The organism is Massilia sp. CFBP9012 (assembly GCF_034045115.1).
Taxonomy (GTDB): Bacteria; Pseudomonadota; Gammaproteobacteria; order Burkholderiales; family Burkholderiaceae_D; genus Telluria.
This window is the reverse complement of the sequence record NZ_JAXCWM010000027.1, coordinates 1-13,626: the sequence shown is the minus strand read 5'-3', so window position 1 is coordinate 13,626 and position 13,626 is coordinate 1. Positions and strand designations below refer to the sequence as shown.

Sequence of the window (13,626 nt, the reverse complement as noted above, 5' to 3'; positions counted from 1 at the left end):
AGCAGGCGCGAACTATCGCGAATGCTCGTACAAGTTATGCCTGATGACCATAGCAAGTCGGTCCCACCCCTTCCCATCCCGAACAGGACCGTGAAACGACTTTGCGCCGATGATAGTGCTGCAACCAGTGTGAAAGTAGGTTATCGTCAGGCTAGTTATAAGAAAAACCCCACCAGGTGATCCTGGTGGGGTTTTTTGCTTTGTAGTGCTGAAGTAACTTCGTAGGGTGGATGGCTTTGCCATCCACGCGTTCAAGCAATCGCCGCTCATCCGCGCATTGCGATCAAGCGATCCAGCAACCCTTCCACGGAATCCGCGATCCGCTCCAGACTCGCATCACGCAGTTGCGCCGTGTCGACGACATGCTCGCTGCGCGACCCAGCCCATTGCAGCAGTGCGGTACACGCCTCCGGATGATCAAACAGTCCGTGCAGATAAGTCCCCAGGATCTGGCCATCGACTGACACCGCGCCTTCACCGCGCCCGTCAATCGAAAAAGCAGGCGTCCCCATAGCGGTGCCATGCGATACCCCCATATGAATCTCATAGCCGCTGACTCGTCCGGCGACTTCGTGCGAAGCAAACGCGCACACACCGTCTACCTTGGTCAGGCGCTTTTCGCGTGTCAGTTCGGTATCGATATCAAGCAGGCCGAGTCCTGCCGATACACCAGGCGCGCCTTCGACGCCATGTGGATCATTCACCGTCCGCCCCAGCATCTGGAACCCGCCACACACGCCGATCACCTTGCCGCCATAACGCAAATGACGCGCAATCTGCTCACGCCAGCCTTGCGCTTCCAGCCAGGCCAGGTCCCCGCGCGTGTTCTTGCTCCCCGGGAGAATGATCAGGTCCGCGCCGGGAATCGCTTCGCCCTGCCGCACGAAGCGCAGGTCGACATCCGGATGCGCGCGCAGCGCATCGAAATCGGTGTGATTGCTCATGCGCGGCAAGCTGGGAACGACGACGCGAAACGCGCCCTTGTTCGCCTGCGCCGCCTGCACCGCATCCTCGGCATCGAGGAACAAGCCGTGTAGATAAGGCAGCACCGCCAGCACCGGCTTGCCGGTTTGCCGTTCGAGCCATTCGAGTCCCGGCTCGAGCAGCTTGATATCGCCGCGAAAGCGATTGATGACGAAGCCGATGACGCGATCGCGTTCCGACTGCGACAGGCAGGAGAGTGTGCCGACCAGGTGCGCGAACACGCCGCCGCGATCGATGTCCGCCACCAGGATCACCGGGCAATCGACCGCCTCGGCAAACCCCATATTGGCGATGTCGCGATCGCGCAGATTGATCTCGGCCGGGCTGCCCGCGCCTTCGACGATCACCGTCTCGTACTGCGCCAGCAGGCGTGCATGCGATTCAAGCACCGCACCCATCGCCACCGGCTTGTACTGGTGATAGTCGCGCGCATTCATGTCGGCCCGCACCTGGCCATGGATGATGACCTGGGCGCCGACGTCGCTCGACGGCTTGAGCAGCACCGGATTCATATCGGTATGCGGCTCGATGCCGGCGGCGATCGCCTGCAGCGCCTGCGCGCGGCCGATCTCGCCGCCATCGCGCGTCACCGCGCTGTTGAGCGCCATGTTCTGCGGCTTGAATGGCGCAACCCGGATGCCGCGCCGCCTGAGCAGGCGGCACAGCGCCGCAACTACCGTGCTCTTGCCGGCGTCGGACGTCGTGCCCTGCACCATCAGGGTCCGGTAGGGGAAGCCGCTCATTTCGAACGACGCTGGCGCGCCTGCTCGAGCACCTCGCACATCGCGGCCGTGCCCTGGACCATGCGCGGTCCCGCGCGATTGAGCAGATGGCCGTCCAGCGTGAACAGATTATTGCTGCGCACCGCGGCCAGGGTGCCATACGGCTTCCACAGCTCGACACCGCCATAGTTCTTCTCGGCGGTGGCGATGATCGCCTCCGGATTGGCCTGCAACACGCTCTCGATCGAGACGATCGGCGCCGTCACCGTCAGCTTGTCGAAGATGTTCTCGCCGCCGCACAGCTTCATGGCATCGGTGAGGATGTGCTTTCCGCTCAGCGTGTAGAGCGGCTTGTCCCACACCTGGTAGAAGGTGCGCACCGTGGAACGGTTTGCATACTTCGCGCGCAGGCCGGCCAGCTGCTCGCGCAGCTGCGTCGCGGTCGTCTTGGCCGCGGCGTCGGTGCCCAATAGCTGGCCCAGGCGCAGCACGGCGTCGGGAATGCCGTCCAGCGTTTGCGGGTCGCTCTGGAATACCGGGATGCCCAGTCGGCGCACCATCTCGATCTGCCGCTCCGAACTGTTGTGGCGCCAAGCCACGATCAGGTCGGGCTTCAGCGAGATCAGGAGCTCCATATCGATCTCGCGGTTCGAGCCGATGCGCGGGATACGCTTGGCCGCTTCGGGATAATCGCTGTAGTTCACCGCGCCGACGATCTGGCCGCCGCCGCCGGCCGCGAACAGCAGCTCGGTGACGCTGGGCGCCATCGACACCACCCGCAGCGCCGGCTTGGCGACGGTGACTGCCAGTCCCGCATCATCCTTGACCGTGATCGCGGCCTGTGCCGGTGCTTGGGCCGTCAGGCCAGCGGCGATCAGGCCGGCCAGCAGTATCGTTTTCTTCATTGCGTGCTCCATTGGTGAAGTGCTTGTTCGAGGCGCCGCCAGTCCCCCTCGCTGGCGGGCAGGCCGACCCGGATGCCGCGCGCCGCATCGCGGAACAGCCGGCACCAGACGCCGCGCGCGGCCATGTGTTCATGAAAGGCCTCTGGCCGCGCCTCGGGCCACCAGCGAAACAGCGGCGTGCCGGTGTTGGCGATGCCGTGCGCCTGCAGCAGCCGCGCCATCCGTTCACCGGCCTGCGCCAGGCGCTCTTGGGTTTCATGTTGCCAGAGCGTGTCGGCCAGTGCCTGCAGCGCGATCTCCTGTGCCGGACCGCTGACGGCCCATGGTCCGAGCAGGTCGGCCAGGTCCGCCAGCAAGCGCTCGTGCGCCGCGACGAAGCCCAAGCGCAGTCCCGCCAGCCCAAAGAACTTGCCGATCGAGCGCAGCACGATCAATCCCGGCTGCGCCGCATGCGGCGCCACGCTCAGCGCGGGCGCCGTATCGCCGAAGGCTTCGTCGACCACCAGCCAGCCACCGCGCGCGTGCAGCCGTGCCGCCCAGTCGAGCAGACGTTCAGGTGCGATGGCCTCGCCGGTGGGATTGTTGGGATTGACGACCACGACGACATCGCTGTCGTCGACCGCGCCTTCCAGTTCCGCGTACGGCACCAGCCGCCGCGTGTGGCCGTGCATATTCCAATGGTGCGCATGTTCGGCGTAAGAAGGGCTCGAGACCGCAACGCGCGATGGCGCGCGCAAGCGCGGCAGGGCCTGTATCGCCGCTTGGGTACCGGCCACCGGTAGCAGTTGCGGCGCGCGATAGAACGCGCAAGCGGCCGTGAGCAGGGCCGGATCCGGTTCCGGCAGGCGATGCCAGGCCGCGCTCGATGGCGCCGGCGCCGGATAACCATGCGGGTTGATCCCGGTCGACAGATCGACCCAGTCGTCGCGGCCATAGTGACGCGCCGCGTCGCGCAGGTTACCGCCGTGTTCAAGCATATGCGGCTCCAATAGCCATCAGGCAGACCACGCTGGCCCACAGCAATGTCGTGCGCAGCACCAGTCGCCAGGCGCGCAGGATGTCTCCCGCACTCGCCGCCGGCCCGGCGCCCAATGGTGGACGCTGTTCGACTTCGCCATCGTAGACAGCGGCGCCTCCCAGCGACACGCCGAGCGCGCCGGCGCCGCTGGCCATCACTGGCCCGGCGTTCGGGCTGCTCCAGGCCGGGGCCTGGGTGCGCCAGCACTGCCAGGCGCGCGCGCGGCCGCTGCCCGCCAGCAGTACGTATGACAGCGCGGTCAGGCGCGCCGGCACATAGTTCAAGGCGTCGTCAATGCGCGCCGCGCAGCGACCGAACAGGTTGAAGCGCTCGCTGCGATAACCCCACATCGCATCGAGCGTGTTCGCCAGGCGGAACAGGACCGCACCCGGCCCGCCCAGCAGGACGAACCAGAACAGCGTGCCGAATACGGCGTCGTTGCCGTTCTCGAGAAGCGATTCGGCGCTGGCCTTGGCCAGGTCGGATTCGTCGGCGTTCTCCGTGTCGCGGCTGACGATGCGCGCCGTGAGCGCGCGCGCCTGCGCCAGGTCACCGGCGCACAGCGCAGAATAGATTGGCAGCGTATGGTCGCGCAGGCTGCGCAGGCCGATGCAGAAGTAGAGCAACACCGCATGCAGCCACAGGCCGGCGAAGTCGGTCAATGCCAGGGATAGCAGGCTCAGTGGCAGGACGGCGAGCATCCAGGCCAGGCTTCCACTCGCCAGGCGCGACTGACCATGATTGAGCCGCCGCTCAATGAAACCGGCCAGCTTGCCGAAGCCGACCAGCGGATGCCAGCGCCGCGTCTCGCCCAGCAGCAGGTCGAGTACGATGCCGGCGACGAGCAGCAGCGCGATGGTGGAAAGCGGCAGTCCGGTTAGCACGGTGCACCCTTCAACACCAGCGGCAGGCCGGCCGCCACCAGCACCGCGCGGTCTGCGCGCGCCGCCACCGCCTGATTCAGGCGGCCGGCTTCGTCGGCGAAGCTGCGCGAGATCGCGCCCCAGGGCACGATGCCCATGCCCACTTCATTCGACACCAGGATCACGTCGCCTGCGGGACCTTCGTCCAGCAGGTCGAGCAGCGCCGCACGCTCCTGATGAAAGCATGGCGGCAAGTCGACCGCGCCGACCTCGGGATAGTCGCGGCCGTCGCAGAACATCAGGTTGCTGAGCCACAGCGTCAGGCAATCGACCAGCACCAGGCGCTGCGGTGCGCACCAGTCGCGCAGCGTCTGCGCCAGCGCCAGTTCTTCTTCGACCGTCCGCCACTCGGGCGGGCGCCGCTCGCGGTGATGGGCGATGCGTGTGGCCATCTCGCCGTCGCCCGCGCGCGAGGTGGCGACATAGACGATCTCTTTGCCCGATTCGCGCGCCAGGCGTTCGGCGTAGGCGCTCTTGCCCGAGCGCGCCCCGCCAAAGACCAGGGTCACGCTCACGGCTGCGCTCCGAACAGCACCGCCACCGCACGCGGATTGGAAGGAAAATACCCGTGGAAGTAGGACGCGAACAGCGAGCCGACCCGGTAGGCGGCTTCGCCTTGCGTGCCGGTCCTCTGCTTCACGGTGTAGTCTTGTGGCGTCACCGGGGAGTCCAGCAATGAATAGTGGAAGGTATGGCCGCGGATCTCGCGCTGCGGCGTCGGCATCGCGTGCATGCCGAGTCCCCCCAGGCGCTTCTGCATCCTGACCTCGCCGGCGAGCAGCCCGGCCATCTCGAAGCGGCGTCCCTCGCCATCGGTCAGGCCATCGGCAAGCGCCATCATGCCGCCGCACTCGGCGACGATCGGGACGCCACGCGCGTGCACGTCACGGATCGAGTCGCGCCAGCGCTGGGCGGCCTGCAGCTCTGCGCCATGCAGCTCGGGATAGCCGCCCGGCAGATACACGGCGTCGGCATCGTCCGGCACCGCTTCATCGGACAACGGCGCGAAGTACGTGATGCGTGCACCGAGCTGCTCGAGCAAGTCAATGTTGGCAGGATAGACAAACACGAAGGATGGGTCGCGCGCGATCGCAATCGTGCGGCCCGCAAGCAGCGGTTCTACCGGCGCCGGGAGCGCGGAAGAGGGCGACAAAGCCGGCAGCGCATCCCAGGCCGCCTCATCGAAATCGATGCTGTCGGCCAGCGCATCCAGGATGCCGTCCAGCTCCTCGACCTCGCCCGGAACGACCAGGCCCAGATGACGCTCCGGCAGTGGCTCGTCCTGGCGCGCCAGGGTGCCGATCAGCGGGATGTCGCGCAGCGACTCCTTCACCATCGCCGCATGGCCGCTGCTGGCGACGCGGTTGGCGATCACGCCGGCCATCTCGACGGGGCCATAGTCGCGCAGGCCCTGCGCCACAGCGCCGGCAGTCTGCGCCATCGCCGATGCGTCCAGCACCGCCAGCACGGGAATCCCGAACTCGCGCGACAAGTCTGCCGCCGAGGGAGATCCGTCGTACAGGCCCATCACGCCTTCGACCAGGATCGCGTCCGCCTCGCGCGCGGCGTCGGCCAGGCGCTGGCGGCAGGCGTCGACGCCCACCATCCACAGGTCGAGGTTGTGGACCGGCGCGCCGCAGGCGCGTTCGAGCAGCATCGGGTCGATGAAGTCGGGACCGCACTTGAATACACGCACGCGCTTGCCCATGCGGACCAGCCGCCGCGCCAGCGCGGCCGTCACCGTCGTCTTGCCCTGGCCGGACGACATCGCCGCCACCAGGACGATACGGGCGCCCGTCACCATTCGGTCCCCGCCTGGGCCCCAATGCCCGACTTGAACGCGTGCTTGACCACATTCATCTCGGTGACGGTATCGGCCACTGCGATCAGTTCCGGTGGCGCGCCGCGGCCGGTGATCACCACGTGCTGCATCACCGGACGGTCGAGCAGGTCAGCGATCACGGTATGTACGTCGAGGTATTTGTATTTCAGGGCGATGTTCAGTTCATCCAGCACCACCATGCCAATCGAAGGATCGGACAGGAACTGCTTTGCCAGCGCCCAGGCTTGCCCGGCCTTGGCGATGTCGCGCTCGCGGTTCTGCGTTTCCCAGGTATAGCCTTCGCCCATCGCATGGAAGCTCACTTCGTCGGGAAAGCGGCGCAGGAAGGTTTCTTCGCCGGTCGACAGGGCGCCCTTGATGAACTGGACCACGCCCACCTTCATGCCATGGCCGAGCGCGCGCGCCACCATCCCGAACGCGCTCGAGCTCTTGCCCTTGCCGTTGCCGGTATTGACGATGACGATGCCGATTTCCTTGTCGGCAGAGGCGATTTTTGCGTCGATGACGGCCTTCTTGCGCTCCATGCGGGCGCGATGGCGGTCGTTCAGTGCGGCGGTCTGTTCTGGAGTCATGTCGGTCATGCGGAGCCCTCCTTGGGGATGAAGATGCGGCGGCCTTCGTGTTCGATCATGTCGATCGGATGGCCAAGGTAGTCGCCCAGCAGCGCAGGGCGCATGATCTGGTCGTTGGCGCCGGCGGTCCAGCGGCCGTCGCCCATCAGTAGTAGTGCATGGGTAGAAATGCGACTGGCCAGGTTCAGGTCGTGGCCGATCATGACCACAGTGCGGTTCTGCTCGCGGCACAGGCGGGCCAGCAGGCCCATCACGCTCACCTGGTGCGCTAGGTCGAGCGCATTGGCAGGCTCGTCGAGCAGCAGCAGCGGCGTCTGCTGCGCCAGCAGGGCGGCGATCGCCACGCGCTGGCGCTCGCCGCCGGACAGGGTGCGCACGTCGCGCGCGGCCAGGTCGTCCACTTCCATCGACGCCAGCGCCATCAGGGCGGCTTGATGGTCGTCGCTGCCCTCCCAGTAACGGTTGGCGTGGTAAGGGTGGCGCGCCGACAGCACGCTCTCCAGCACCGTATAGGCAAACGCGTCGTGGCGTGACTGGGCCAGGAAGGCGCGCTCGCGCGCCAGTTCGGTCAGCGGCCAGTCCGCCACGGGGCGACCGTTGACGTGCACCGATCCGCCGTTCGGCTGCTGCAGCCCGGCCAGGGTGCGCAGCAAGGTGCTCTTGCCGGCGCCGTTGCGGCCGATGATGCTCCAGCATTCGCCGGCGCGCGCGGTCCAGTCCAGGCTCCGCACCAGGGTGCGCTGGCCGATGGACAGCAGCAGGTCGTGGGTGGAGATTGAGTTCATTTGCGCAGGCGGTGCAACTGGTAGAGGAAGACCGGCGCGCCGATCATCGCCGTGATGGCGCCGACCGGCAACTGCTGCGGCGCGATGATCGTGCGCGCCAGCGTATCGCACAACACCAGGAAGGCGCCGCCGGCCAGCACGACGGCCGGGATCAAGACCCGGTGGTCGGGCCCGAAGGCGAAGCGGCAGGCATGCGGCACGATCAGGCCGACGAAGCCGATCGAGCCGGCGCTGGTGACCGCGCTCGCGGTGAGCAGGGCAGAGATAAAGAACAGGCCCTTGCGCAGCGCGCCGACGCGCACGCCCAGGGTCACTGCATTCTCTGCGTGCAGCGCGACCATATTCATGGCGCGCGCATTGCGCATGGCGAACAGCAGGCAACCGGCCAGCACCATCCAGGGCAGCAGGCGCAGCGGCGCGCCGGCCAGGTCGCCGATCAGCCAGAAGATCATGCTGCGCAGGCGCCCCTCGGGCGCGATCGACAGCATCAGGGTGACCACCGAGCCGCACAGGGCCGAGACGATCACGCCGGTCAGCAGCAGCATCGAGGCGCCGCCCTCGGCCGCCTGGCCGCTGCGCAGGTCGCGCCGGGCCAGCAGGTAGAGCAGCATGGCCACGCCGATGGCGCCGGCCAGCGCGGCGGCATCGACCATCAGCGTGGAGGCCATCAGGAGCAGCGCCAGCAGGGCGCCGACCGAGGCGCCGGACGAGACGCCCAGCACATAGGGGTCGGCCAGCGGATTGCGCAGCAGCGCCTGCATCATGAGGCCGGCCAGGGCCAGCGCGCCGCCGGTCGCGAACGCCACCAGCGCGCGGCTGGCGCGCAGCTCGAGCAGGGAGGCGGAGAGCGAATCGGACTGGCCGCTGGCGAGCTGGCGCAGGGCGTCGGGAATCTCGTCGAGCGGCACCCGGATCGATCCGGTCATGCCCGCGAACAGCAGGGTGGCAATGGAAAACGCCAGCATGGCGCCAACGATGAGTGTGGCGCGCTGGCGTAGCGGCGGGACGGATGCTTGCATGCTGGCCCTGTCGATTGATCGGATGCCCGCGGCCTGGTTGCTGCGGGCAGGGGGTTATAGCTTAACGGATGCCGTAGCGCAGGGCCGCAAACCAGGTGCGGCCGCTGGTGCCGTAGTTGCGCGCGATCTCGTACTGCTTGTCGGCGACGTTATCCAGGCGCATCAGCAGTGACCAGTCGTGCGTGAACTGCCAGGTCGTGTGCAGGTTCAGCAGCCCGTAGCCGCCGAGGCGGCGATTGTTGGCGGCGTCGTCGAAACGTTCGCCCGACACGGTCAGTTCAAGACCGGTCTTGAGCGTGCCCACCGTATAGTCGGCGCCGAAGTTGGCGTGCTTCTTCGCACGCCGCGCCAGTTGCTTGCCGGTGGTCTCGTCGCGCGGATCCTGCCAATCGAGGCTGGCGCGCAGGTCGACGCCCATCAGGCGGGTGCTGCCGGCCAGCGAGAAGCCTTCGAGCAGGCCTTCGTTGACGTTGTAGGCGCAGCTGCGGTTGACGCCATCCGGGCACGGGGTGCTCGACACGATCATGTCGGTCAGGCGGTTGTGGAAGTAGGTCGCGTCCAGCTGGTAGCCGTTGCCGTCGTAGCGCAGGCCCACTTCGCGGTTGCGGCCTTTTTCGGGCTTGTTGGTTTCCAGGCCGTAGCCGGGGAAGTACAGCTCGTTGAAGGTCGGGGCGCGGAAGCTGGTGCCGACGCTGGCGGTGGCGCGCAGGCCGTTGCCGAAGTCATAGCCATAGCCGGCGGCGCCGGTGTTCTTGCTGCCGTAGACCGAACGGTCGTGGCGCGCGCTGACGTCGACCAGGTGCTGGCCGCGCTTGGCCGAGTAGGCGGCCGCGTACGAGTTGGTGATGCGCGAGCGCCCCATCGACGGCACTTCTTCCTTGCGGTGCGTGTACAGCAGTTGCAGCGTGTCGCGGCCGATGGCGATGTCATTCTGCCAGCTGAACTCGTCCTGCTGGGTATCGATCTGGCTAACTCCGGATGGCGTCGCGTTGGTGATGTTGCCCGACTTGTCTTCCGAGCGCGCATACTGCAGCGTGCTGTGCCAGTTCGGCAGGACCTGGTTGCGCATGAAAACCGCGGCGGTATTCAGGTCGTTGTCGCTGTGGACGTCGTAGTTGGCGGTGCCGCTGTCGTACTGGCTGAACAGGCGGCTGACCAGGAACTGGGCGCCGATCTCGTGGCCCGGCGCGAGCGCCATCGTCACGCGGCCGTTGGCGTTGCGGCGGCGGTAGCCGTCTTCGTCCGGGTTGTAGCCCGAGGCGCCGGGGCGGGTGGACGAGAAGCCGTCCGAATCCTCGTAGCCGGCGCCGAAGGCGTAGCTGATGGCGTTCGGGCCGCCGCTGCTGCCGTAGATGCCAGCGTCGGCCTGGCGGGTGGCGTTGCTGCCCACGCCGACCGATCCTGTGACCACTGGGGCGCCTTCGCCCTTGCGGGTGAAGATCTGGATCACGCCGCCGATAGCGTCGGCGCCGTACAGGGTGCTGAGCGGACCGTAGACGATCTCGATGCGGTCGATGGCGCCCAGCGGGATGGCGTTCCAGCTGGCGGTGCCGGTGGTGGCCGAGCCGAAGCGCACGCCGTCGACCAGGACCACGGACTGGTTGGCGTTGGCGCCGCGGATGAAGACACTTGTGGTGGTGCCGGCCGCGCCGTTGCGCGAGATTTCGATGCCGCGCTGGCGGCGCAGGATGTCGGCCACCGAACCGGCGCCCGAGCGCGCGATTTCCGCGGCATCGATGACGGTGGTGTCGGCGATGACGTCCGCGGCACGCTGCGCGCTGCGGGTCGCGGTGACGACGACGGTGTCGGCGGTGGGGATGGCGTCAGGCGCTGGAGCGTCGGCGACGGCGGCGGACGAGATGACGGCGAGGGCGAGCGAGACCGCGGCGGCTTGCCGGGTTACTGGAAAGTTCATGAACTGTTTCTTATCAAAGGCAACCAGCCGACGTCCCCGTAGGCCAGATTGAACGGCATCGCGCGAAGCGACGCCACCTTTTGGCCGGTATCCGGGCTGACAAGTATGGCCGTCCGACCTTCCCATGCATGCGCACAGTGGTATGAGGGGACGGTTTGCAGCATGGCTCGTGGAGAGCATGCGGCACTTGCTTACCGTTGCGGGGGCAGCACACGTTGGCCCTTGATGGGGCTGCGTGTTTCCCGTTTAACTGCGACTGCGAACGCAGGCGCGAGCACCAAAACGCGCTCATTATAAGGTGTTGTCAGGTTTCCAGCATCATCACTTCGCCGTAGTCAATCCGGTGTGGCGCCTGGGCGGCGCGCAGCGCGGCATCGACCAGCGTGCCGCCGAGGTGCAGCGAGTGCATGAGGCGCATGGTGCCGGCATGGCAGATGATGATGGCCTGCGCATGTCCTTCGCGCCGGATGTCGGCATCGAAACCGGCCACGCGTGCGGCCACGTCCATCACGCTTTCGCCGCCGCCGGGACGGTAGTGCAGCAGGTCGGCGCTCCAGGCGTCGATCTCGTTGCGCGGGATGTCGTCCCAGCTGCGCATTTCCCAGGCGCCGAAGTCCATCTCGGCCAGGCGCGCGTCGAAGGCTGGCGCTGGCGAGAGCCGCTGCGCCAGGACCGCGCTGCGCGCGAGTGGACTGGCGTAGACCGGCATCGCGCCGGGCAGTCCCTGGTTCGCCAATGCTGCGTGCACCCGCTCGACGTCGGCTTCGTTCGCCGCCAGGTCGCTGCGGCCGTAGCAGTGCCCGGCCGGCACCTCGGGCCGCGGGTGGCGCACCAGGTAAATACGCATCAGGCCAGCGCGCCGTGGCCGAGCGTGGCGAGCACCGCGATATAGATGGCTACTTCGGCCAGCTGCTGCACGGCGCCGAGGCAATCGCCCGTATAGCCGCCCAGCCGGCGCGTGAACTTGCGCGCCAGCCAGCGCGTGGCCAGCATGGCTGCCAGCACCGAGGCGACGATTGCGGCCAGGTCGAGCAAGCCGAAGACCAACAGACCAAGCGCGGGTAGTAGCACGGTGAGCGTGGCAATGCCGAATTCCCGGTCGCTCATGCGCACCGCCAGCGGCTTGGCCTTGCCCTCGGCGCGGGCATATTCCATCTGCCAGATCAGGGACGTGGCGGCCAGTCGCGAGAGCGGATGGGCCAGCAGCAGGGCGCCGATGGCGCTGGCTGGCGGCAGGCTGGCAAGCGCGGCCAGCTTCGCGCCGAGCATGCACACGATGCCGATCGCGCCATAGGCGCCGACGCGCGAGTCCTTCATGATCTCGAGCGCGCGTTCCTTCGTCATGCCGCCGCCCAGGCCATCGCAGGTGTCGGCGAAGCCGTCTTCATGGAACGCGCCAGTAATATAGATCGTGGCGGCGGTGGACAGCACGGCGGCCACCGCCGCCGGCAACCACTGCGCCGCCACCAGATACACGGCCGCACCGATGACGCCTACCACCACGCCCACCAGCGGGAAGTAGCGCGATGCGTGGTTCAGCCAGGCCGGTTCGAAGCCCACCCAGCGCGGAATCGGCAGCCGCGTGAAGAACTGCAGCGCGATGAAGAACAGGCGCAGCTGGTGCGTCATGCCGAGCGTTCGCTCACTTGCGCCGAGGCGAAGGTGGCCATCTCGTTCAGGAAGTTGGCGGCGGCGTGCAGCAGGGGCACGGCGAGCGCGCTGCCGGTGCCTTCGCCCAGGCGCAGGTCGAGGTCGAGCAGCGGGCGGGCGCCGAGCTCCTCGAGCAGCAGGGCGTGGCCATGCTCGCCCGAGCAGTGCGAGAACACGCAGTAGTCGAGGATGTTCGGCTGCAGGCGCGCGGCGACCAGCAGCGCGCTGGTGACGATGAAGCCGTCGATCAGCAGCACCTTGCGCAGCTCGGCCGCTTTGAGCATGGCGCCGGCCATCATCGCGATCTCGAAGCCGCCGAAGGTGGCCAGCACCTCGAGCGGCTGCACGGCGTGGGCGTGGCGGGCCACGCTGGCCGCGACGACATCGGCCTTGTGGCGGATGCCGTCCGGCGTGAGACCAGTGCCGGCGCCGACGCAGCGCGCCAGTGGCTGTCCGGTCAGCGTGTGCATGAGGGCTGCGGCGGACGTCGTATTACCGATGCCCATCTCGCCGAAGCCGACCACGGTGCCGGGCAGGTCGCGCGCCAGGGCCATGCCATGTTCGAGCGCGGTCGCGCATTCCTGCGCCGTCATGGCGGGTTCGATCGCGAAGTTGCGGGTGCCATTGGCGACCTTGCGATGCACGAGGCCCGCGCGGTTACCGAAATCGTGGTTCACGCCGGCGTCGACCACGTGCAGCGCGCAGCCGTTCTGGCGCGCGAACACATTGATGGCGGCGCCGTTGCCCAGGAAGTTCTCGACCATCTGCCAGGTGACGTCTTGCGGGAAGGCGGAGATGCCTTCGGCCACGACGCCGTGGTCGGCGGCGAATACCAGGATCGCGGGCTGGTCGATGCTGACCTTGGTCGAGCGCTGGATCAGGCCCAGCTGGGCGGCAAGCGATTCCAGTCGTCCCAGGCTGCCGAGCGGCTTGGTCTTGTTATTGATGGCGTCCGCCAGGGACTGGGAGATGGCGGCGTCGGCGATAGGGACGATCGTAGGAATCATATAGGCGTATGTAAGAGAAGGTCGCTGAATGCGGCGGCTAAGATATCACAATCGTAAACCTTGCAAGCCGGCCTCCGGCTTGCTATAGTCTCGCTCCTCGACGCAGACGCCACCTCACGGTAGCGAAAACGAAGAGAAAAAAGAGGTTGACGAAAATCGCGAAACACCTGATAATCTCGCCTCTCTGCTGCTGACGAACACAACGCTTCGAAGCAAAATGCAGAAAGCAGTACCTAACCCTCGGCGGGAGCCGCGTTCTTTAAAAATTAACAGTCGATAAGTG

13 protein-coding genes, 1 rRNA gene and 1 riboswitch are annotated in these 13,626 nt (G+C 67.1%); of the genes, 1 reads left to right on the top strand and 13 read right to left on the bottom strand.

Features of this window, described 5'->3' with window-relative positions; genetic code table 11:
• Positions 1–39 precede the first annotated feature (39 nt).
• Positions 40–152, top strand: a 5S ribosomal RNA gene (gene rrf / locus SOM61_RS26220).
• Between the two features lie 114 nt (positions 153–266).
• Here the strand turns inward: rrf and SOM61_RS26215 are convergent.
• From SOM61_RS26215 to cobT, 13 genes are all read right to left on the bottom strand, one after another.
• Complete coding sequence (locus SOM61_RS26215; protein ID WP_320476799.1) at positions 267–1,727, bottom strand: cobyric acid synthase; 1,461 nt, start codon at positions 1,725–1,727, stop codon at positions 267–269.
• Complete coding sequence (locus tag SOM61_RS26210; protein WP_320476798.1) at positions 1,724–2,611, bottom strand: cobalamin-binding protein; 888 nt, start codon at positions 2,609–2,611, stop codon at positions 1,724–1,726. Before SOM61_RS26210 ends, SOM61_RS26215 begins: the two co-directional genes overlap by 4 nt.
• Positions 2,608–3,588 carry a threonine-phosphate decarboxylase CobD gene (gene cobD / locus SOM61_RS26205; RefSeq protein WP_320476797.1) on the bottom strand — a complete coding sequence of 327 codons (981 nt, stop codon included), beginning with the start codon at positions 3,586–3,588 and terminating at the stop codon, positions 2,608–2,610. The genes SOM61_RS26210 and cobD overlap by 4 nt, the downstream gene beginning before the upstream one ends.
• Positions 3,581–4,513 (bottom strand): adenosylcobinamide-phosphate synthase CbiB, encoded by a 933-nt coding sequence (gene cbiB, locus SOM61_RS26200; protein ID WP_320476796.1) that lies wholly within the window; start codon positions 4,511–4,513, stop codon positions 3,581–3,583. The genes cobD and cbiB overlap by 8 nt, the downstream gene beginning before the upstream one ends.
• A complete protein-coding gene (gene cobU, locus SOM61_RS26195; RefSeq protein ID WP_320476795.1) occupies positions 4,507–5,067 on the bottom strand; it encodes a bifunctional adenosylcobinamide kinase/adenosylcobinamide-phosphate guanylyltransferase in 561 nt (186 codons plus the stop codon). The genes cbiB and cobU overlap by 7 nt, the downstream gene beginning before the upstream one ends.
• Positions 5,064–6,356, bottom strand: a complete 1,293-nt coding sequence (locus tag SOM61_RS26190) for a cobyrinic acid a,c-diamide synthase CobB (protein ID WP_320476794.1) — start codon at positions 6,354–6,356, stop codon at positions 5,064–5,066. Before SOM61_RS26190 ends, cobU begins: the two co-directional genes overlap by 4 nt.
• Positions 6,350–6,976 (bottom strand): cob(I)yrinic acid a,c-diamide adenosyltransferase, encoded by a 627-nt coding sequence (gene cobO / locus SOM61_RS26185; RefSeq protein ID WP_320476793.1) that lies wholly within the window; start codon positions 6,974–6,976, stop codon positions 6,350–6,352. Before cobO ends, SOM61_RS26190 begins: the two co-directional genes overlap by 7 nt.
• Entirely contained in the window at positions 6,973–7,752 is a 780-nt protein-coding gene (locus SOM61_RS26180; protein WP_320476792.1) for an ABC transporter ATP-binding protein, read from the bottom strand. Before SOM61_RS26180 ends, cobO begins: the two co-directional genes overlap by 4 nt.
• Positions 7,749–8,771, bottom strand: a complete 1,023-nt coding sequence (locus SOM61_RS26175; protein WP_320476791.1) for a FecCD family ABC transporter permease — start codon at positions 8,769–8,771, stop codon at positions 7,749–7,751. Before SOM61_RS26175 ends, SOM61_RS26180 begins: the two co-directional genes overlap by 4 nt.
• 61 nt (positions 8,772–8,832) lie before the next feature.
• Positions 8,833–10,686 carry a TonB-dependent receptor domain-containing protein gene (locus tag SOM61_RS26170; RefSeq protein WP_320476790.1) on the bottom strand — a complete coding sequence of 618 codons (1,854 nt, stop codon included), beginning with the start codon at positions 10,684–10,686 and terminating at the stop codon, positions 8,833–8,835.
• Positions 10,687–10,751: 65 nt separating this feature from the next.
• Positions 10,752–10,983, bottom strand: a riboswitch (cobalamin riboswitch).
• 7 nt (positions 10,984–10,990) lie between these two features.
• On the bottom strand, positions 10,991–11,533 hold the full coding sequence (locus SOM61_RS26165; RefSeq protein ID WP_320476789.1) for a histidine phosphatase family protein: 543 nt from the start codon (positions 11,531–11,533) through the stop codon (positions 10,991–10,993).
• Complete coding sequence (locus tag SOM61_RS26160) at positions 11,533–12,315, bottom strand: adenosylcobinamide-GDP ribazoletransferase (RefSeq protein ID WP_320476788.1); 783 nt, start codon at positions 12,313–12,315, stop codon at positions 11,533–11,535. The genes SOM61_RS26165 and SOM61_RS26160 overlap by 1 nt, the downstream gene beginning before the upstream one ends.
• Positions 12,312–13,343 carry a nicotinate-nucleotide--dimethylbenzimidazole phosphoribosyltransferase gene (gene cobT, locus SOM61_RS26155; RefSeq protein WP_320476787.1) on the bottom strand — a complete coding sequence of 344 codons (1,032 nt, stop codon included), beginning with the start codon at positions 13,341–13,343 and terminating at the stop codon, positions 12,312–12,314. Before cobT ends, SOM61_RS26160 begins: the two co-directional genes overlap by 4 nt.
• Positions 13,344–13,626: the final 283 nt, after the last annotated feature.